Origin of the sequence: Mucilaginibacter sp., from assembly GCF_028288225.1 — a bacterium.
Classification (GTDB): domain Bacteria; phylum Bacteroidota; class Bacteroidia; order Sphingobacteriales; family Sphingobacteriaceae; genus Mucilaginibacter.
Map to the genome: position 1 here is coordinate 1 of NZ_JAQBOC010000040.1, position 20,473 is coordinate 20,473.

The window sequence follows — 20,473 nt, forward strand, 5'->3', positions numbered from 1 at the left end:
ATAACTACAGCTAATATGCCAACAAAAGCTCCGGCTTTAAATATGTCGCCGATAACAGAACATCCGCTCAAGGCAATCATTGCCAAAACGAATAGGGTAATATTTATTTTTTTCATGGTTTAAATTGTTTTTTTAATTAGCATACAATAACTACGCCTATCCGTTACATTTATTCAATTCTGCTTTATGCAATGCAGTTTTACAAATATTGTTGTATAGCAATGGCTACAACCGATCTCCTTTTTTTAAAACCAACACAATTATTACTTAATACATTAAGGCTTATTGGGCTATATAACTAATTTTACCGCTCAATATAAATTATGGTCTCTCCTGTTTTTTCAATTCAACACGTAAGCGTTCGGTTTTTAGATGGTATATTGTTTAATAACTTAAACTTTGTAGTTAATAAAGGCGAAAACTGGGCGCTGGTAGGCGAAAGCGGATCGGGCAAAACCGCGCTATTACAAACTATAGCCGGAAACTTTAATGTAACCGCCGGCGAAATTAAATATCATTTTTTTGAGGAATATTTAAAACAACATCCCGGTAACGCTGAACATTTAACGCACCATAAATTAGTTGCATTGGTTGAGGCCAAACACCATTTTAAAAACCTATCAAACACCGGCGATTTTTATTATCAGCAGCGTTATAACTCGTCAGACAGTGAGGATGCTTTAACCGTTGAGGAATATTTACATACCATAAAACCTGCTCCCCAACCCAATATTTACTGGCATTTCGACAAGATAATCTCCACCCTAAAACTTGATAAATTAAGCGGTAAACAGCTCATCAAACTATCAAATGGCGAAACCAAACGGTTAAGAATAGCGGCGGCTTTATCAAAAAATCCAATTTTACTATTAATGGACAGCCCCTTAACGGGACTTGATATAGAAACCCGTAAAGAGTTTAACACTATAATTGAAGAGATAACAGCGTCGGGCATTACCATTGTTATGGCAACATCGCCCTATGAAATACCTGGCGCCATTACCAATGTAGCTGTGTTAAAGAATGGAGTTATAACTGATATTGTTACTAAAGATGAGTTTACACCGCAGTTAGTTGAGCCGCAAACAACGGATAGTATTGATAAGGAAGAATTAAGGTTGTTATTAAATGCGTATAATACTTCACCTGGTTATCAGCAGATCATTAGCATGAATAAAGTACATGTTAAATATGGCGATAATATTATTTTAAATGATGTAGACTGGCAAGTTAAACCAGGCGACAGGTGGGCACTGCTTGGACATAACGGTGCAGGTAAATCAACCCTGCTAAGTTTAATAAATGGCGATAACCCCCAGGCTTATGCTAATGATATTATATTGTTCGACAAAAAGCGGGGTACCGGCGAAAGCATCTGGGATATTAAAAAGAAGATAGGCTTTGTATCGCCCGAATTGCACCAGTACTTCCCTACGGATAATAGTTGCCTGCAGGTAATTGAATCTGGCTATTATGATACGCTGGGTTTATTCAGACCAAGCAGTAAAGAAAAAGCAGCAATAGCTTTACGCTGGATGAAGGCTTTGGAAATTGATAAATATGCCCGCACCCTATTAAAAAACATTCCCGCCAGCGCGCAGCGTTTATGTTTGCTGGCAAGGGCACTAATAAAAAACCCTCCCCTTTTAATTTTTGATGAACCCTGCCAGGGAATGGATACCCATCAGCAGCAGCATTTTAAAAATTTGGTGGATACCATTTGCAGTTTGAGTAAGGTTACGCTGATCTATGTAACACATTATCAGCAGGAGATACCGGATAGTGTGGATAGGGTTTTGAGGTTGGAGAAGGGTTGTGTGATGGGATAAGATGAATTGATAATGTATATTTGATTTATGAGCGGTACTCAACAAACTTTTGAGAATTATAAAGATAGTTGCTTTGAAGAAATGTCATCATTACAAGATGCATTCATGGCCATGTATGATATCAATAGTTATGAGAATTGGTTTTATGATCATGCTATAGGTGTATTTAATTTTAAGTCTGATGATGGAAGGAATCTTTACTTTAAATACGTAGATGTAGGTTCATTTTCAACAGCCTCAAATACCTGGAATTGGTCCTGGAACAATGAATCCACTCCTTATAATGTACAAAGAGGTATCGAAAAAGTAAAATCTTTTGGAGAAACACATGGTTTTGGACAATTAGCGAAAGGGCTAATTGATGGTGACGAGTATACGGGCTGGGATTTTACTGTAATAACTGCAAAACTATTAAGTGCGCTTGGCATGTATCGCTTCCCACATGAACATCTTTTCAATTACTTCATATTCACATCTGAATTAAATGATGATGAGTATAATGTTCTTAAAGATAAATTGATTGAATGTGATCGACACGAGTCGGGTACAATAGCATTTGTTTGTAAACACCTAATTAGTAATGACAATATAGGCTTTCATGAAGCATTTCAATCTAATCCTCTAATTGAACCGGATGATGATTATCAAGCATGGTGCGATGAATGCGAAGTTGAACGATTAAAAGAGGGGGAATGGAACGATAAATCAATGGCTTTCTCTGACATCAAATTAGTTTGTGATCAATGTTATTTTGAAATTAAAGAAAGAAATCAAACACATAATTGATACCTATTCAGTCTCAAGCAAAAAATCACAATAATTCTACAATCATATAAATCAGCGATTTATATGATTATTGATAAATTTAATTTTGTAAACTTGTTATATGATCCGCACCATATTAAAATCTGATAATAACAATCTCAATATTGAGTTACCGGATGATATGGTAGGCAAAGTTATTGAAGTTATAATTTTTAGTCTGGATGAAGTTGAGTATATTGAAAATGGCGATTTAGAAAAAGCCGAACGATTAGCGGCAATTGAAAAAGCACTTGAAAAATATCGTATAAATACTTCTGGTTTCAAATTTGACAGGGATGAAGCTAATGATTATGGGTAGAATCGTGAATATAATCTTGTCACCCCTCTATAAAATCACAATAATCCTACAATCAAATAAATAAGCGGTTAATACAATATTGTATATTTGCTTTATGAATACTGCCGATCTGTTACAGCGTGCTTCGCGGTTTGAATTTTTGAGTATTGAGGAGGGGGTGCACCTGCACCATAATGCTTCAACACCCGATTTAATGTATGTAGCCAACGAACTGCGTAAAAAGCAGGTACCGCATGGCAAAGTAACCTGGCAGATTGACCGTAATGTTAACACCACCAACGTTTGTATAGCTAATTGTAAGTTTTGCAATTTCTTTCGCCGCCCCGGCCACGAGGATAGCTACATAACAGATATTGAAACTTATAAGCAAAAAATAGAAGAAACCTTCCGTTTGGGCGGCGACCAGCTTTTACTACAGGGTGGACATCACCCGGATCTGGGACTAAAGTTTTATACCGACCTGTTTAAAGAATTAAAAAGCCTGTACCCTACTCTTAAATTACACTCCTTAGGTCCGCCGGAAATTGCACACGTTGCAAAGCTGGAGAACATGAGCCATATCGATGTTTTAAGAGCGATGAAGGAATCGGGCTTAGACTCCTTACCCGGAGCAGGAGCAGAAATATTGAACGACCGTGTGCGCCGCTTAATATCAAAAGGAAAATGCGGTGGTAAAGAATGGCTGGATGTAATGCGCGCGGCACATCAGCTTAACCTGCCAAGCTCTGCAACAATGATGTTTGGCCATGTAGAAACTATTGAAGAACGATTTGAGCATTTAGTTTGGATACGCGAGGTGCAAGCCGAAAAGCCTGAGGGTCATCATGGTTTTATCGCGTTCATCCCCTGGCCCTTCCAGGATGACGGCACCCTGCTGCGTAAAGTACGCGGCATAACCAATAATGTAACCGGCGATGAATATATCCGCATGATTGCTTTGAGCCGTATTATGCTGCCCAATATTAAAAACATACAAGCCTCGTGGCTTACCGTAGGTAAACAGGTTGCGCAAATATGCCTTAATGCCGGCGCCAATGATTTTGGCTCTATCATGATAGAAGAAAATGTAGTATCTGCCGCGGGTGCACCGCACCGTTTTACAGCTAAAGGCATACAAGATTCTATTAAAGCTGCCGGTTTTGAACCGCAGTTGCGCAATCAAAAATATGAGTGGCGCGATGTGCCCTCACAGTTAGAAGAGCAGGTGATAAATTATTAACCTTTCGATTAATGGAATCACCCGAACTGTATATAGAAGCCTTGGTTTTTGCCTCAGAACAAAGCATACGCGTAGAAGAGATCATGTATTGTTTACAAGCCTCTTTCGAACGTGATTTTTCTATTGATGAAGTAACCGAAAGCCTTGCTAACATCAAGAATAAATATGCCAATGAAAACCTTGCGATAGAATTGGTCTATCTTAACAACGGCTACCAATTTTTAACCAAAAAAAATTATCATCCGGTTATTAGTTTATTACAATTACAACGATCTAAAAAGAAACTAAGCCAGGCAGCTTTAGAAACACTGGCAATTATTGCTTATAAACAGCCCGTAACTAAAACAGATGTTGAACAAATACGCGGCGTAAACTGTGATTATTCCATACAAAAACTGCTGGAAAAGGAGCTAATCGCAATAAATGGGAAGTCTGAAGCCTTGGGGAAACCAATTTTATATGGCACAAGCCCACTTTTTATGGATTACTTTGGGATAAATACTATAGAAGAATTGCCTCATATAAAAGAACTTACAGATAATTCAACCTCAATTGGCGAGCAGCAGGAATAAATTTTAAATGTTTTTTTTAATAAAATGATTTTTAATTATTTTTACTAATAAATATCAGACACAGTATTAAAGAAATAATTTATATTAAATTCGTTTAAGCATATCCTAAATTTAATTTTACTAAACAACATTCACCGAAATGGGAACGCCAAAAAAGAACGCAGACAAGAATATTCCTAAGAACACGGATGCCGAGGAAGATGATGATGATTTGGAAACAACGCCAAAGAAAAAGGTAGTTGACGAGGATGAGGACTTTGATGGCCCACTGGACGATCTGGGTTTTGAAGACTTTGGCGACGATGACGACGACGACGATTTTTAATTACTCTATTAAATAACGTATTTTAAAGCATCCGGAATAACATCCGGATGCTTTTTTTATATTTTTACATCCCTCCATGATCTTAACCGAAGTTAATGACAAAGCAAGTAAAAAAGCTTTTTTAAATACCGCCAGAAACATCTATAAAAATGATGATAACTGGGTATGCCCGCTTGATAATGATATTGAAGCCGTTTTTGATCCGCTTAAAAATAATTTTCATCAATATGGCAAATGTACCAGGTGGATTTTGAAGGATGATAATGGCAAGCTCATTGGCCGTGTCGCGGCCTTTATAAACAATAAAAAAGCTTTTAATTATGAGCAGCCAACCGGCGGCATGGGGTTTTTTGAGTGTATAAATGATGAAAGAGCCGCTTTTTTATTGTTTGATACTGCTAAAAAGTGGCTACAGGATAATGGTATGCAGGCTATGGATGGCCCCATTAATTTCGGGGAGAATGATACTTTTTGGGGATTACTGGTAGAAGGATTTTCGCCACCATCATATGGAATGAATTACAACCCGCCCTATTACAAAGCTTTTTTTGAAAACTATGGTTTTAAAAAAATATATGAGCAAATAACCAATCATTTAGATATTATTAAACCCTTTCCAGAACGCTTTTATAAAATAGCCAAATGGGTTAGCCAGAAACCCGGTTATGAATTTAAACATCTGGAAGTAAACAAAATAGAACAATTCGCAGCAGATTTCATAGAAATATATAACGATGCATGGGAGGGGTTTGAAAATTTTGTACCAATTAATTATAATACCATATTAGAAAGCTTTACTAAAATGAAGCCTATAATGGATGAGCATTTAATAATATTTGCTTATGTAAATGGCGACCCGGCATCATTTAATATTGTTTTACCTGATGCTAACCAAATGCTTAAACCTTTAAATGGAAAGCTTAATTTAATTGGGAAATTAAAGTTTTTGTATTACAAATGGAAAGGCGTTTCGCGTATGCGGGCCATAGTTATGGGCACCAAGAAAAAATATCAAAACCACGGATTAGAATCAGCCTTATTTATAAAACTGGGTGAGTATGTGCTCCCGCTTAACCAATATAGCGTTTTAGAGCTATCATGGGTAGGCGATTTTAACGAAAAAATGGTTGCCCTGCATAACTCCATGGGAGCTACTTTCGCAAACAAGCATTTAACTATGCGTTATATTTTTTAAGGTGAGATGAAGCAGAAAGCTTTGCTAAAGAGATAATTAGCTTTTGACTTTGGTCTTTTAGCTTATTAAGCTGTTATTTTGTTGTGCCTTAATTCTTCAAACAGCTCAATAACTTTCTTTTGCAGATCAATGATCTCAATTTCCCGGTCGGTTAATTTTTTATTAACTACTTCTAATTCGTTAACAAATTTTTGTTCCTGTTCAAGGTCATTAAAGGTAAGTAACTGAACTACCGACATTTCAAATAAATTTGAGATTTGCTCAAGACGCGATAAATTAATATCAGTAATTCCGGTTTCAATCTTGGAAAAAGCAGGAATAGAAATATCTAACCTTTTTGCAACATCCTCCTGGCTCCATGCCTTTTGATGACGTAACAGCCTGATTTTTTTTCCTAGTGACTTCATTGTTGGTATAATAAATTTGGATAAGGGTTTCTCAATAGTTAATAAAGTTACTAATTTTTTTTAATTTCAAAAATAATTATTATAATATTTTATTTTTTAGCTCAATAAGGTCGATACCGCCAAAATTTCCAGAACTCATCATTAACAAATTAGTATTGGTCAAATTTATCTTTTCCAACTCAGTTAGTAATAGTTTTGGATCGTTAAAAAAGGTTAAATCCTGCTTTAAAAAAGCAGCCTTAACTGTATCTGCCGGGTAAGGTTCCATCTTTTTCTGCTCAAAAGTTTTCTTGTCTATAAATACTATGGCAACGTCTGCCGCATCCATAGTACCCGCGTATTGTGATAAGAAATCTTTATTCAAACTACTAAACGTATGCAGCTCGATACATGCTATCAATTTCCTGTCAGGAAACTGAGTTTTAACCGCATGAATGGTGGCTTGCAGCTTTGATGGCGAATGCGCAAAATCTTTAAAAATATGGGCGTTATTGCTTTTTCCAACTATTTCAAGCCTGCGTGCCGCACCCTTAAAAGTGGTAATGTATTTATAAAAATCTGCTGATTTAATATTAAGGCTTTCGCATACCAGGCGCGCCGCTTCCATATTTAGCAGGTTATGTTCACCAAAAACTTCTAACGAATATTTTTTTTCATCTGCAATAACTGTGGTCACACCATTTTCAATGCTGTAATCCGGTAAAGTATAAGGTACTTTATCAATTTCAGAATTATTATTTATTATTACATTATTTAATATTTCATCTGTTTTACTATAAATAAGTTTTCCGCCGTTTTGTATAGTTTCTATAAAAATTTCAAACTGATCAATATAACTTTGAAATGTAGGGAAAACATTGATATGATCCCAGGCAATACCGCTTATAACGCCAATGTTTGCTTTATATAAATGAAATTTGGGCCGCCTGTCTATCGGCGAAGCCAAATATTCATCGCCCTCAATAATAATTACCGGCGCCTCTTTAGTTAGCTTAACCATAGTTTCAAACCCCTCCAGCTGCGCGCCAACCATATAATCAAAGTCCTTGTCGGCAACCTGTAATACATGCAATATCATAGAAGTTATGGTGGTTTTACCATGGCTCCCACCTATTACTACCCTTAATTTATCTTTTGATTGCTCATAAATATACTCGGGGTATGAGTACACCTTTATGCCCAGTTCTTGTGCTTTAACTAACTCAGGATTGTCAATACGGGCATGCATTCCTAAAATGATCGCATCAATATCCGCAGTTATTTTTTCGGGGTACCACCCGTTCTGCTGCGGCAGTAAACCATATTTATTTAAACGCGAAACAGATGGCTCAAACAACACATCATCTGATCCGGTAACTTCAAATCCTTTTTTATGTAAAGCAATGGCAAGATTATGCATTGCACTGCCACCTATGGCTATAAAATGTACCCTCATGTAATTTACAGGTTATGCTTATTTAAAGTGCAAATAAACGCAAAAAACAGTTTGCTTAACAAAGAATCATTTCAGTAACAATACCGGCACAGCAGCGCTTTCTGCTAACTGTTGCGAAACGCTATCATGCAGTATCGACTGGAAAAAACTGTATTTATGAGGTAAGGCTATAACCAATTGTGCATTATTGTCTGCAGCAAATTTTAAAATGCCATTAATAATATCCGGGTTGTTGATGTAATAATATTTGGGGTGATATTGTTTTAGCATACCGTGTAAAGCGGTTTCTTCTGCCCTGCGTTCGGCATCACCGGCAAGGTGTTTAGTTTCATTATCAATGTTCACTATTAAGAGCTCGAATTTTTTTCTATCCAAAAGCTTTTTCAAAGCTTCTAACGGAACAGTTTCTTTAACCTTATTAAAATCACAGGCTACAATAACACGCTCTATAGTTTTAAAATTATAAGCCGGTGGCACAACTATTACAGGAACCGGGCTGGCTTTGGAGATGTTTATAACGTGACTACCAATTTGCGAATCGTCTTTACTGGTATTACCCTTGCTGCCTAATATAACCACATCAGCATTTTTAGCAATAACGTTTTCAACAACAGCACGTAACAAGTGCGAACGGTTTAAATGAGTAGTAATTTTAACCCCATCTCTAACCAATTTGCTTAATTTATGCTTTAAATGCTCTAATTTTTTAATACGGTCGGCTACGTTTTGTTCTATCTCTTCCTCTCTTAGCAATACCATATCTGGGTTAGGCAGCATTGTCTCGTAGGGCGACACATAATAGGCATTTAATAAAACTATGTGCTCAACGTTGGTTTGTTTACTTAATTCAGCAGCAAATTCTGCAGCGTGAACTGATGCATGCGAAAAATCGATAGGTACAAGATAGGTTTTCATAAATGTAAGAATTAGATTTTTGTCTACTTGACCATTAAGGTCTAAAAGTTAGATACAAAATTAGCATGTTTGAACAGTTAATTTGTCAAGCAAATAACATTTTGTAATAACGAATAAAACTGGTTTGAGTTTGACCACAAGCTTACGGTGTCATCACCCTCGTGGAAAGACGAGCGAGGGCTTTTACGCGCATGCTTCGCCGGGCTCAGCTTGACAGCGCTCGTTGTTGTATTATTTAATAAACTTTGCAGCTACCCAGTCTTTATCTTTTTTATGAATGATATATTTCATTCCGTATTTACGGGCCTCGTCTATAATAATATCCAGGTCGGGCGTTTCATAAAAGCCACTGAAATATATCTCACCATCAGGCTTTAATGCTTCTCCATATCGCTGCATCTGGTCAATCAATATGTTGCGGTTAATATTAGCCAGAATTGTATCGTATTGTTCATCAGGGATAACTTCTTTTGATCCGCAAATGGCCTTGATATTACTGATATGATTAAGCTGTGCATTCTCTATCGTACTTTCATAACAAACCGGGTCATAATCAATAGCTACTATAGCTGCAGCACCCAATTTAGCAGCCATAATAGCCAGTATACCGGTACCGCAACCCATGTCTAATACCGTCTTTCCGGCAAAATCATTTTCCAGCATTAGTTGCAGCATCATGGCTGTAGTTTGATGGTGCCCGGTGCCAAATGCCATTTTAGGGTCTATTACTATTTCGTATTTAAATTCCGGCCGGGGTTCATGGAAAGTGGCCCGCACAAATACTTCATCGCCTATGGTAATTGGCTCAAAATTACTTTCCCATACTTCGTTCCAGTTTTTTTGCGGGATAAGAGTTACCTCGTAGCTAAACGTAAACATTTCTCTGTAAGGCAGCAAGGTTTCCTGCAGCAGCTCCTCATTAAAATCTGCCGATGGAATGTATGCTTTAAACCCCAGTTCCAATTCCTCAAACGTATCAAAGCCTATCTGGCCCAAAGCGTTTATCAGCAGGTCCTGCTGATAATCTTCGGTAGTTATGGTGGTGAAAAGGAGTTCGTAGTAATTCATGTTCAAAAATGATATTGAAGATTAGAGATTAGCTGGCTCTTCTTTATTTATGGAAATAGTTTTCTTAAACGTTTTCCAATCTAACAGGTACAACGTTAAAAAGTTGAATATCCAGTAAAATAACTGCACACCCGTCATAAATAAACAAATATCAGCCAGGTGCGTAACCCCGGTTGTTTTATCCCATATAGCATAAGCTATGCCAAATGCAAATATTAAACAAACCAGGGCTATGCTAATAAAGATGAGCGTAGCTGCTTTTGGTTTGGCCAATATCTTATCCCATATTGGCATAATTATTAGCCACTGGGTAAGCACAGCTATCAATATTTGGCCCGGGGCAAATACCTTGTAATAAGATATCAATCCATATACAGAATCTTCGCCAATTTGGCTCGCGCCATTTACGTAGTGAAAAAACGGCGTAAATTTTATAAAGACAGCAAATGCCCAGAAAGCAATTAACGGAGGCAATATTACTTTAACAAACCGTTTCATAATATGCCTTTTAATTAACTAAAACTCAATTAAACACTTTTACAATATCGGTAAAATCGCGCGATTTTAGTGACGCGCCACCTATTAATCCGCCATCAATATCAGGCTGAGAAAATAGTTCGGGGGCATTTTTAGGGTTACAGCTTCCGCCATATAAAATGGTTGTAGCATCGGCAATTGCCTGGCTGTATTTAGCGGCAATTTCTTTACGGATAAAGGCATGGATTTCCTGCGCCTGGGCTGACGATGCAGTTACACCTGTACCAATGGCCCAAACCGGCTCATAAGCAATAACCAGTTTTGCAAATTGTGCAGCATCTAAATGGAATACACCCTCAATCAATTGGCTTTTAATAATATCAAAGTGCTTGTTAGCCTCACGCTCCTGTAAGGTTTCGCCAATACAGAAGATAGGTTTCAGGTCATTAGCTAATGCAGTATCGGTTTTTTTTGCCAGCAGCTCATTGGTTTCACCAAAATATTGGCGACGCTCTGAGTGGCCTAAAACAACGTAAACAGCACCCACCGATTTGATCATCTTAGCTGATATCTCGCCGGTATAAGCGCCAGATTCTGCCTGGTGGGCATTTTGCGCGCCTATTGATACTTTGGCAACGCCTTTAGCCAGTTGTGCCAGGCTATGCAAATGAATAAACGGACTACAAACCACAGCTTCCTGTGTACCCGTTACTTCGTCTTTAACCATATTTACCACTTCAGAAAACAAGCTTAAACCCTCGTTATAATCTAAATTCATTTTCCAGTTTCCGGCAACAATTTTTTTTCTCATTTTATTTTTGGTTGTTAGTTAGACCATGGTCCATAGTCGATGGTCCATAGTTTGTTTTGTGATTGCATTTAGTTATTATAACCATGGACTATCGACCATGGACTATCGACTCCTTCAATTAAAATACACTTCTATATGTCTCAGACAATTCAAAAACCTTTTTCATTATTTCTTGCTCAATCTCATTAAATTCACGGTCGCGGCGCGGGTAAACCATCGCGGTGGTTTCAAACATTTTTTTGATGGAATACACCTCAAAACCCTGCGCACCGCCCCAGGCAAAATCGGGTACAAAATTACGCGGGAAACCTGCACCAAAAACATTAGCGCTCACCCCCACAACTGTACCGGTGTTAAACATGGTATTGATACCGCATTTAGCATGGTCGGCCATTATTAAACCACAAAATTGCAATCCGGTTTTACGGAAACGTTGGGTAGTATAATCCCAAAGTTTAACCTCGGCATAATTATTTTTAAGATTTGAATTATTGCTGTCGGCACCTATATTGCACCATTCGCCCAATACCGAATTACCTAAAAATCCGTCATGCCCTTTGGATGAATATCCCCAGATAACCGAATTATTGATCTCGCCACCCACCCTCGAATATGGGCCTATAGTAGTAGCGCCATATATCTTGGCTCCCATCTTAACCTGCGAGTGTTCGCACAAAGCAAACGCGCCGCGTATGTGGGTGCCTTCCCAAACGTCTGTATCCTTGCCCAGGTAAATGGGACCCTTGGTGGTATTAAAGGTTGAGCATTCGGCAACAGCGCCCTCTTCTGCAAAAAAGTCATTGCCGATGATGGTATTGGTAGCGCTTATTGCTGCGCTGGTTCTGCCTTTGGTAAGCAGTTTAAAATCTTTGCGCAGCTCAATATCGTTCTTACTGAATATATCTTCAGGGTATTTTATACAGATAAAAAACGACTCATAATTTACCACATTAGTAAACGCTGCATCCATCGTTGCTTTGGCAGCAATTAAAAAATCACCCTGCTTTAACGCTTCGCCTTTTTTTAACAGACCAATAGCTTCCAGCAAGCCGTCGTCCGGGCAAACAGAACCGTTGATAAATAAATCATCAACCGCCGTTTTTTGCGGAAATTTAGCCTGCAAATAAGGTTGTGTATAGAAAGAAAACTCCGTACCAAGGTATTTTGCCCACTTTTCGGCAATGGTTAATATACCAATGCGGAGGTCGGCAACAGGGCGAGTGTAGGTTAAAGGTAGTAAAGTTTGGTGTGCGTTATCGTCAAACAGGATAATTGCCATAGCACAAAAATAAAAAAGTCTCCCGATGTTATCGGGAGACTTGTAAATATTTTATTAACAAGCTGATATTACTTGTTATAACGTGTACGGAATTTATCAATACGACCAGCAGTATCAACCAGTTTCATTTTACCGGTATAGAAAGGGTGCGAGGTATGAGAAATTTCTAATTTTACTAATGGATATTCGTTACCGTCTTCCCATTTTACAGTTTCACGGGTGTCGATACATGATTTAGTCATGAAAGAATAGTCGTTTGACATATCTTTAAATACAACTAATCTATAGTTTGATGGGTGCAGATCTTTTTTCATCGTTATTATTGCTCTTCTTCTTATAAAAGAGGTGCAAATGTAGTATTTTTTTTCAAAAGTAAAAAGATGTTTTTTAATTTAAAGATTAGGTGGGTGAACCAACCTGAACTACCTGACCCAGGGTGAACCCACCTGCGTTCAAGCCTCATTATCTGTTAATAACAACCCTTTACAATATTTCATAAAATATTGTAAATCAGTAATTTATTTTTACTTTTATACAACCAATATAATTTTAAACCTTAAAATTAAACTAATTATGAACTCAACTGTTGAATTGATCTTTACCATTATTGGTGGAGCTTTAACCCTGTTAACCCTTTACGGAGCATTAAAAGCTAACAGGAAATTTTTTCTATCAGGACTTTGTTTCTTTAGTATTCTTCCCATTATTGGCGAAAGCATGGGCTACAATGCCGATAAAGCATCGGTACACATTATTGTGATCCTGGTGTTTATTGCGCAGTTTGTATTGACGTTTCCAAACAATATTGAATTCGGCCAGGAAAATACTGCCGCCAGTAAATTGGTTGGAAAAATCAGTTTAGCCATACTTGTTTTTAATATAGGGGGCATCATTTACATTTTCCATTTAAATTCAGGTGTACCCGCCCGGTTCGGGTATTTCCACATTGCTTTTTCACTGGCCATAATTTATATTATTATTAAAAGAATAACGGGTAAAGGGCCGCTTTGGGTAAAATAAATAAAGCTATTCTACTATACAAGCCTTCCTGTTAAATACCGGAAGGCTTTTTTATTTTTCAAATAGCCCCGCTTTTCGAAATTTGCAACTTCGGACGATTATGCTTGTAGTTTGCAACTACATACCTGATTTTTTTTCGATAGTCTAAAGATTACCTGCATAGTGGTTCGGAGAGGGCTTCGAACAGCGGGGGGTATGAATGTTAAAAATATGTGCTGTAAAAATACTGTATACCGCCAACTGAAAACTGCCAATTTAAATCCCCTGCACCAACTCCATCAACACCCCGCCCGCACTTTTCGGATGCACAAAACAAACCAGCTTATTATCAGCACCGCGCTTAGGCTCATCGCTTAACAAAACAAAACCTTCGTTTTTTAGCCGGGCCATTTCGGCTATAATATCGTCCACCTCAAAAGCTATATGGTGTATCCCCTCACCTTTTTTGGCGATGAATTTGGCTATGGGGCTATCGGGGTTGGATGCTTCCAGCAGTTCAATCTTATTAGGGCCGTTTTGCAGGAACGCGGTTTTAACACCTTCGCTAACTACGTCCTCAATTTTATAAACAGTGGTGTTTAATAGTTTTTCATACAGGCTGCCGGCGGCTTTAAGATCGGTTACGGCAATGCCAATATGTTCTATTTTGTTCATGAACAAATATGGTGAATTAATTAAAAGAAAATGTCATTGGGTTCCATTCCCTCCCCTGGGAGGGGTGCGGCTGGCTGTGAAGTGGCAGGGAGGGGTTTCGCCGATTTGCAAAGTTCGCTACACTCCTCCCTGCCCCTCCCGTTGGGAGGGAATCGCACGGCCCCTCGCTCTTTTTAATTACATTATTCCTTCGCGGCAGCGTCCGTTTTAACAGGCGCGCCTGTTACAGGGTCAACATCACAGTGAAATCCAAACAGGCAGCGGTCCTTTATCATGGTAGCTACTTCGGCCGGTACATATTGCTCCCATCCGGGTACACCCTGCTTTATCAGTTGTAATACAATATCGGTTTGCACATGCAGGTTATTTTCATTATAGTTACGGATGTCTTCAATTTTGTTGTTGGCTATCAGGTAACGGTACAAGTCTATTAAATGCGGCGGCGGGTAAAACCGCAGGCAATTCATAATAACCCCATCGCGCAGGGTAGGGTATATAAACAATTTCACCTTACGGCTAAACAAGGTGGCGAACGACTCTAAAATACCGCCCGGCAGGTCCTTATAATGCTCCTCGCTAAAAATATACTCCAGGTTGGGATAGCCTAAAACAACGCCAAGTTTTAAGCTGGTGATCTTAGATAAATAGGCCACCAGTTTATAGTACTCATGAAAATTAGATATCAATACTGTTTGCCCAAGCGAGCAAAGAATATCTACCCGGTCAAGGAAATCCTTTTCATCAATTTCGGCGTCGAAACCGGCATCGCGCTCTTTTAATGATTGCAGGGTAAGCTCTGTAACCACCGTAACATTCTTACTATCTACATCCGGCTCCTGAATAAATTGCTTTACGCCGTTATTCAGCATATCTAAATGCACATTAATGATAGGGCGAAAACGCCCGCGTATTACCACAATATGCTTTTTGTACAACACCTCTGATGGTTGCTGATTTTTACCGTCGGGCCCAAAAACAGCCGCGTCCGAAAACCCATATTTTACCAGGTGCAGGCTCATTAACCTGTTATCAACCTTAGTAAAGTTGGGGCCCTCAAAACGGATCATATCAATCTGAATACGGTCCTTCGACAGGTTATCCATCAGCGACAGCAAAAACACAGGCGGAATTTCATTATAATAAAAGCAGGCATACATTAGGTTCACACCTAATATCCCTACCGCTTGCTGTTGTAAATTATTGTCATTATCCAACAGCTTTACATGCAGCACCACATCGTTAAACGCGCCGTTAGGTTCTAACTGGAACCGCACTCCCATCCAGCCATGCCCTTCATTAGTTTTGTTATAATTAAGGGCAGACATGGTATCAGAAAAAGCAAAGAAATTTGTGGTATCCCCACGTTGTGAGGCCAAACGCTCTATTAACAAACTATATTCATGATCGAGCATGGATTTTAACCGTTGTTCGCTTACATAGCGGCGTATTTGTTGTACACCATAGATAGCATCAGAAAAGGTCATATCGTAAGCCGACATGGTTTTTGCAATAGTGCCCGATGAAGCGCCTGCCTTGAAAAAATTGGCAGCTACATCCTGCCCCGCGCCAATTTCGGCAAAGGAACCGTAAATTTCAAGGTCGAGATTAATGGCCAGCGCTTTTTGCTTTGTTCCTATATCTTTATTGTGAACGTTATTCATACACCTGCATAGTTGCCATTATGATTATTAATACATCTTAAAAATACGATTATTTTAAGAATAAGTTGAATAGTTTAGAATAAAAGCAAAGGTACATGTTTTATTTTCCGGCTAAAATATCTTTCTGGTATATATAAATTATTAGTTTAATATGACTATTTTGAATGATTTTAAATAAAAAGATTGGTATCTTTGTGCATATAAAATATTAAGTATGAATATCCCGATTTACCTTGATAACAATGCTACAACACCTATGGACCCGAGGGTGCTGGAAGCTATGTTGCCTTACTTTACTACAAAGTTTGGTAACGCTGCCAGCCGTAACCATCCATTTGGCTGGGTAGCCGAAGAAGGTGTTGACTATGCACGAGAGCAGGTGGCTAAATTAATTGGCGCCAGCGAAAAAGAGATCATCTTTACTTCAGGTGCAACAGAATCAGACAACCTGGCTATAAAAGGTGTGTTTGAAATGTATAAAGAAAAAGGTAACCATATTATTACTACCGTTACCGAACATAAGGCTGTGCTTGACGCGTGTAAACATGTTGAAAAACTTGGCGGTAAGGTTACTTATCTTCCTGTTGGACCAGACGGACTTCTTGACCTTGCCGTATTAGAAGCTGCAATGACCAACGAAACCATCTTAGTTTCGGTAATGTATGGCAATAATGAGATCGGTGTTATACAACCTATAAAAGAAATATCAGCAATTGCCCATAAATATGGCGCGTTGTTTATGACAGATGCTGTACAGGCTGTTGGTAAAATACCTGTTGATGTTATTGCTGATGGTATTGACCTGCTGGCATTATCGGCACATAAAATATACGGACCTAAAGGCGTAGGCGCATTATACGTTAGGCGTAAAGGGCCGCGTGTTAAAGTTACCGCACAAATGGACGGTGGCGGCCACGAACGGGGTATGCGTTCGGGCACATTAAACGTACCGGGCATTGTTGGTTTAGGTAAAGCCTGCGAACTTTGCGGACAGGAAATGGAGAGCGAAGCCAAACGTTTATCAGCTTTACGCGATAAATTACAAGCATCATTAACCCAACTGGAAGAAAGCTATGTAAACGGAAACGTTGAGCATCGTTTACCACACGTTGCCAACATCAGCTTTAAATATGTTGAAGGTGAAGGTTTGATGATGGCGATGAAGGACCTGGCCGTATCATCAGGATCTGCTTGTACTTCGGCATCGTTAGAGCCATCGTACGTATTAAAAAGTTTAGGCTTATCTGATGATTTGGCACACTCTTCGATACGTTTTGGTTTAGGCAGGTTTACTACCGAAGAGGAAGTTGATTACGCGATTGAAGTAACCAAAACAGCGGTTACTAACTTACGTAACATGTCGCCGCTTTGGGAAATGTTTAAAGAAGGAATAGACCTCGACTCGATTGAGTGGGCAGAACACTAAAATGTGCAAATGCTCGGATATGCAGATATGCAGATGCCTGGCATTTTTAAATATAAAATTTACAGAGCTTAGAGTTAAATAACTCAACACTCAGAACATAATACTTAAAACTATAAGAAAATGGCATATTCAGATAAAGTAATTGATCATTACACTAACCCGCGCAACGTTGGTACTTTAGACAAAAGCAGTCATAAGGTAGGTACCGGCTTAGTTGGTGCGCCAGAGTGCGGCGACGTTATGCGCCTGCAAATTGAAGTTGGCGATGATAACATCATCACCGATGCTAAATTTAAAACTTTTGGATGCGGCTCGGCTATAGCGTCATCATCTTTAGCTACAGAATGGCTAAAAGGTAAAACTATTGACGATGCAATGAAAATTGACAACATGGATATTGTTGAAGAATTAGCATTGCCCCCGGTAAAAATTCACTGCTCTGTTTTAGCAGAAGATGCTATTAAAGCAGCAATTAACGACTTCCGCATTAAAAACGGCATGGAAGCAATTGAAAGCGAAAAAGTACATCACTAAGACGAGTCTTAAGTCTTGAGTAGTAAGTCCAAAGTCTTTTTGAGAGGCTTGGACTTCAGACTAAAGACTTAGAACTAAAGACTAAACAATGGTAACTGTAACCGATAAAGCGAAAAGCAAAATAGCCCACCTTATGCAGGATTCGGGGCTTGATGCCTCTTATTTTCTGCGTGTGAGTGTTCAGGGAGGCGGCTGCTCGGGATTATCATATAACCTCGACTTTGATAACGAAGAAAAAAAGGGCGACCAGTTTTTCGAGGACAAAGGCGTACGCATGGCTTTGGATATGAAGTCGTTCTTATACCTTGCCGGTACAGAGCTTGATTTTTCTGACGGGTTAAACGGCAAGGGCTTTAACTTTCATAACCCTAATGCAAGCCGCACCTGTGGTTGTGGCGAGAGTTTTTCGGTATAAGGATTACATCGATTTTAACATGTGATTGCACCGATTTTGTGAAAACAGGATCGGTGTTTTTATTTACAAAAAACGAATCGGTGAAATCATTTATCTAATCGGTGAAATCTGAAATTATCATTAGCTTTGTTTGCTATAATAAACCTGATTTATATATAAATGAACCCAGCTACTGAGCGTCCGACCGTACCCAGCCTAATACGTTATTTAGTAAAAAACATTCACCCGGATACACATCCTTTTTTAAGCCATAAAGTGGGTGATGTTTGGGAGGATATAACCTACAGGCAGGCTTTAGAAAAGATAGACGCCATATCTGCATGGTTTATAAATATTGGTATAATAAAAGGCGATCGCCTTGCCCTGATTATTGAAAACGGCCCTGATTATATTTACTATGACCAGGCCCTGCAGCAAATTGGCGCGGTTAACACTTCCATCTACCCTACCCTTACAGAAACGGAAATAGAATATATTTTAAACGATTCGGACGCTAAAACCATTATTTGCGGTAATCCATTTTTGTTTAGAAAAGTATTGAAGATTGCCAACAATTGTCCTGAATTGGAGCGCATAATCCCTGCATTTGATGATTACGAAAAATACCTGGAGAAGCAGCATTTAGACGCCGGGGTAATAGGTTTTAATGAAGTAATTACACTTGGGCTTACATTGGTTGATGAGCATCGTACGGCTATAAACATTGCCCGCGAAGCTATTTTACCGTCTGATCTTTCCTGCTTGATCTATACATCAGGCACTACAGGTACGCCAAAAGGCGTAATGCTAACGCACCATAATTTGGTAGAAAACGTAAAAGTGAGCCTGATCCAGATACCTGTTATTGAAAAAACAGATATCTTTTTATCATTTTTACCGCTATCGCATGTATTTGAACGTACGGCTACTTATCACGTATGCTTGTACTCGGGGGCTAAAATAGCATTTGCACAAAGCCTGGAACTACTGGCTAAAAACATGAGCGAAGTAAGGCCAAGTGTAATGAATTGTGTGCCCCGATTACTGGAGCGCATACATGATCGCGCCATGAAAAACGGCACCGGAGCGGGTGGCATAAAATCAAAAATATTTTTGTGGGCCCTGCATATTGGCCGCAAGTACCGCATAGCTAATGAAGACGGCAAAAAATCCGGCTTCATCCTAAATAATCAGCATAAACTTGCCGAAAAGCTGGTGTTCAGCAAAATAAAGGAACGTACCGGTGGCAGGTTAAAAATTATGCTGTCAGGCGGTGGCGCGCTGCCTAAAAACATTGGTGAGTTTTTTGGCGACCTGGGTATAAAGGTACTGGAAGGTTTTGGTTTAACAGAAACTTCGCCGGTTATGGCTGTTACCGAGTTTCACCGTCAAATATTTGGAACGGTGGGCCGAATTGTGCCGGGCATTGAGGTGGCTATACAAAATGTGGATACCAAGCATATTTATACCATTCAAACGCACGAATCATTTAGGGAAAACTTTGAATCGGAAGAAGGCGAGATCATTGTACGCGGGCATTGTGTAATGAAAGGTTATTTAAATAAACCCGAAGAAACTGCTGCCACCATTGACAAAGACAACTGGCTGCATACCGGCGACATAGGCCGCTTTTACAAAGGCAACCTGCAAATTACCGACAGATTAAAAAATATGCTGGTAAATGCTTATGGGAAAAACATATATCCAACCCCGGTAGAAAATACCTATTTAAAAAGTCCAAAAATTGAAGGCGTATTTTTGTTGGGCGATAAGCGTGAATTTATTACCGCGTTCATCATTCCTGCCAAAGAAGCTTTACAGGAACAATTTGGATTAGACGACGCCTATTTTGAAAACCCTGATCCATTTATTGAGGATAAAGAGATCAAGGCATGGCTAAACCAGGATATTAAAAGACTATCCCATGAACTGGCCAAATTCGAGCGTATTAAAAACTTCAAGATAAAACGCAAACCTTTCAGCATGGAAGAAGGCGAGATAACCCCTACTATGAAAGCCAAACGTAAGGTGATTGAAAAGAAATATGCAGATGCGATAGAGGAATTGTATACCGGGGGAGCGGAGGCTGATTAGACTTGCAGATTTGACAACTTTTAAAAAGTTGTCAA

Annotated in this window: 22 protein-coding genes; 12 read left to right on the top strand and 10 right to left on the bottom strand. The window is 38.9% G+C overall.

Going from position 1 to position 20,473, the window contains the following annotated elements; all coding sequences use genetic code 11:
• The first annotated feature begins 323 nt into the window (after nt 1-323).
• The 7 genes from JWQ54_RS12115 (at nt 324) to JWQ54_RS12145 (ending at nt 6,263) form a co-directional block, all read left to right on the top strand.
• Nucleotides 324-1,829: an ATP-binding cassette domain-containing protein gene (locus JWQ54_RS12115; RefSeq protein ID WP_299585000.1), complete on the top strand. Its 1,506-nt coding sequence runs from the start codon at nt 324-326 to the stop codon at nt 1,827-1,829.
• Nucleotides 1,830-1,856: 27 nt separating this feature from the next.
• Nucleotides 1,857-2,615 (top strand): DUF6882 domain-containing protein, encoded by a 759-nt coding sequence (locus tag JWQ54_RS12120; protein ID WP_299585002.1) that lies wholly within the window; start codon nt 1,857-1,859, stop codon nt 2,613-2,615.
• Between the two features lie 100 nt (nt 2,616-2,715).
• The gene (locus tag JWQ54_RS12125; protein WP_299585005.1) at nt 2,716-2,952 is read left to right on the top strand and encodes a hypothetical protein; all 237 of its coding nucleotides are present in this window, start codon (nt 2,716-2,718) and stop codon (nt 2,950-2,952) included.
• A gap of 94 nt (nt 2,953-3,046) precedes the next feature.
• Nucleotides 3,047-4,171: a CofH family radical SAM protein gene (locus JWQ54_RS12130; RefSeq protein ID WP_299585006.1), complete on the top strand. Its 1,125-nt coding sequence runs from the start codon at nt 3,047-3,049 to the stop codon at nt 4,169-4,171.
• Between the two features lie 11 nt (nt 4,172-4,182).
• Nucleotides 4,183-4,743: an SMC-Scp complex subunit ScpB gene (scpB, locus tag JWQ54_RS12135; protein ID WP_299585008.1), complete on the top strand. Its 561-nt coding sequence runs from the start codon at nt 4,183-4,185 to the stop codon at nt 4,741-4,743.
• Between the two features lie 139 nt (nt 4,744-4,882).
• Entirely contained in the window at nt 4,883-5,068 is a 186-nt protein-coding gene (locus JWQ54_RS12140) for a hypothetical protein (protein WP_299498976.1), read from the top strand.
• Nucleotides 5,069-5,144: 76 nt separating this feature from the next.
• A complete protein-coding gene (locus JWQ54_RS12145) occupies nt 5,145-6,263 on the top strand; it encodes a GNAT family N-acetyltransferase (RefSeq protein ID WP_299585010.1) in 1,119 nt (372 codons plus the stop codon).
• A 65-nt stretch (nt 6,264-6,328) separates the two neighbouring features.
• Here JWQ54_RS12145 and JWQ54_RS12150 read toward each other — a convergent pair whose 3' ends face one another.
• From JWQ54_RS12150 to JWQ54_RS12185, 8 genes are all read right to left on the bottom strand, one after another.
• Nucleotides 6,329-6,670: a helix-turn-helix transcriptional regulator gene (locus JWQ54_RS12150; protein ID WP_299585012.1), complete on the bottom strand. Its 342-nt coding sequence runs from the start codon at nt 6,668-6,670 to the stop codon at nt 6,329-6,331.
• A gap of 79 nt (nt 6,671-6,749) precedes the next feature.
• Nucleotides 6,750-8,105: a Mur ligase family protein gene (gene murC / locus JWQ54_RS12155; protein ID WP_299585014.1), complete on the bottom strand. Its 1,356-nt coding sequence runs from the start codon at nt 8,103-8,105 to the stop codon at nt 6,750-6,752.
• Between the two features lie 66 nt (nt 8,106-8,171).
• Nucleotides 8,172-9,020, bottom strand: a complete 849-nt coding sequence (locus JWQ54_RS12160; RefSeq protein ID WP_299585016.1) for a universal stress protein — start codon at nt 9,018-9,020, stop codon at nt 8,172-8,174.
• A gap of 231 nt (nt 9,021-9,251) precedes the next feature.
• Complete coding sequence (prmA, locus tag JWQ54_RS12165; RefSeq protein ID WP_299585018.1) at nt 9,252-10,088, bottom strand: 50S ribosomal protein L11 methyltransferase; 837 nt, start codon at nt 10,086-10,088, stop codon at nt 9,252-9,254.
• 21 nt (nt 10,089-10,109) lie between these two features.
• Complete coding sequence (locus tag JWQ54_RS12170; protein WP_299585020.1) at nt 10,110-10,586, bottom strand: hypothetical protein; 477 nt, start codon at nt 10,584-10,586, stop codon at nt 10,110-10,112.
• Between the two features lie 25 nt (nt 10,587-10,611).
• A complete protein-coding gene (gene tpiA / locus JWQ54_RS12175; RefSeq protein WP_299585022.1) occupies nt 10,612-11,376 on the bottom strand; it encodes a triose-phosphate isomerase in 765 nt (254 codons plus the stop codon).
• 118 nt (nt 11,377-11,494) lie between these two features.
• Nucleotides 11,495-12,655, bottom strand: a complete 1,161-nt coding sequence (locus JWQ54_RS12180; RefSeq protein ID WP_299585024.1) for a GlmU family protein — start codon at nt 12,653-12,655, stop codon at nt 11,495-11,497.
• A gap of 68 nt (nt 12,656-12,723) precedes the next feature.
• Entirely contained in the window at nt 12,724-12,969 is a 246-nt protein-coding gene (locus JWQ54_RS12185) for a type B 50S ribosomal protein L31 (protein ID WP_299498835.1), read from the bottom strand.
• Nucleotides 12,970-13,228: 259 nt separating this feature from the next.
• Between JWQ54_RS12185 and JWQ54_RS12190 the strand changes: the two genes are divergently transcribed.
• Entirely contained in the window at nt 13,229-13,675 is a 447-nt protein-coding gene (locus tag JWQ54_RS12190) for a hypothetical protein (RefSeq protein WP_299585026.1), read from the top strand.
• Between the two features lie 255 nt (nt 13,676-13,930).
• Here the strand turns inward: JWQ54_RS12190 and mce are convergent, their stop codons facing one another.
• Both mce and JWQ54_RS12200 read right to left on the bottom strand, forming a co-directional pair.
• Entirely contained in the window at nt 13,931-14,329 is a 399-nt protein-coding gene (mce, locus tag JWQ54_RS12195) for a methylmalonyl-CoA epimerase (RefSeq protein WP_299585028.1), read from the bottom strand.
• Nucleotides 14,330-14,511: 182 nt separating this feature from the next.
• Nucleotides 14,512-15,990, bottom strand: a complete 1,479-nt coding sequence (locus tag JWQ54_RS12200; protein WP_299585030.1) for a TonB-dependent receptor — start codon at nt 15,988-15,990, stop codon at nt 14,512-14,514.
• 214 nt (nt 15,991-16,204) lie between these two features.
• On the opposite strand from JWQ54_RS12200, the gene JWQ54_RS12205 reads away from it, so the two are divergent.
• The 4 genes from JWQ54_RS12205 to JWQ54_RS12220 all read left to right on the top strand — a co-directional run bounded on the left by JWQ54_RS12205 (nt 16,205) and on the right by JWQ54_RS12220 (nt 20,438).
• A complete protein-coding gene (locus JWQ54_RS12205; protein ID WP_299585032.1) occupies nt 16,205-17,416 on the top strand; it encodes an IscS subfamily cysteine desulfurase in 1,212 nt (403 codons plus the stop codon).
• A 120-nt stretch (nt 17,417-17,536) separates the two neighbouring features.
• The gene (iscU, locus tag JWQ54_RS12210; protein WP_299585034.1) at nt 17,537-17,950 is read left to right on the top strand and encodes a Fe-S cluster assembly scaffold IscU; all 414 of its coding nucleotides are present in this window, start codon (nt 17,537-17,539) and stop codon (nt 17,948-17,950) included.
• An 88-nt stretch (nt 17,951-18,038) separates the two neighbouring features.
• Nucleotides 18,039-18,365 carry an iron-sulfur cluster assembly accessory protein gene (locus JWQ54_RS12215; protein ID WP_299585036.1) on the top strand — a complete coding sequence of 109 codons (327 nt, stop codon included), beginning with the start codon at nt 18,039-18,041 and terminating at the stop codon, nt 18,363-18,365.
• A 159-nt stretch (nt 18,366-18,524) separates the two neighbouring features.
• Nucleotides 18,525-20,438 (top strand): long-chain fatty acid--CoA ligase, encoded by a 1,914-nt coding sequence (locus tag JWQ54_RS12220; protein WP_299585038.1) that lies wholly within the window; start codon nt 18,525-18,527, stop codon nt 20,436-20,438.
• Nucleotides 20,439-20,473 lie beyond the last annotated feature (35 nt).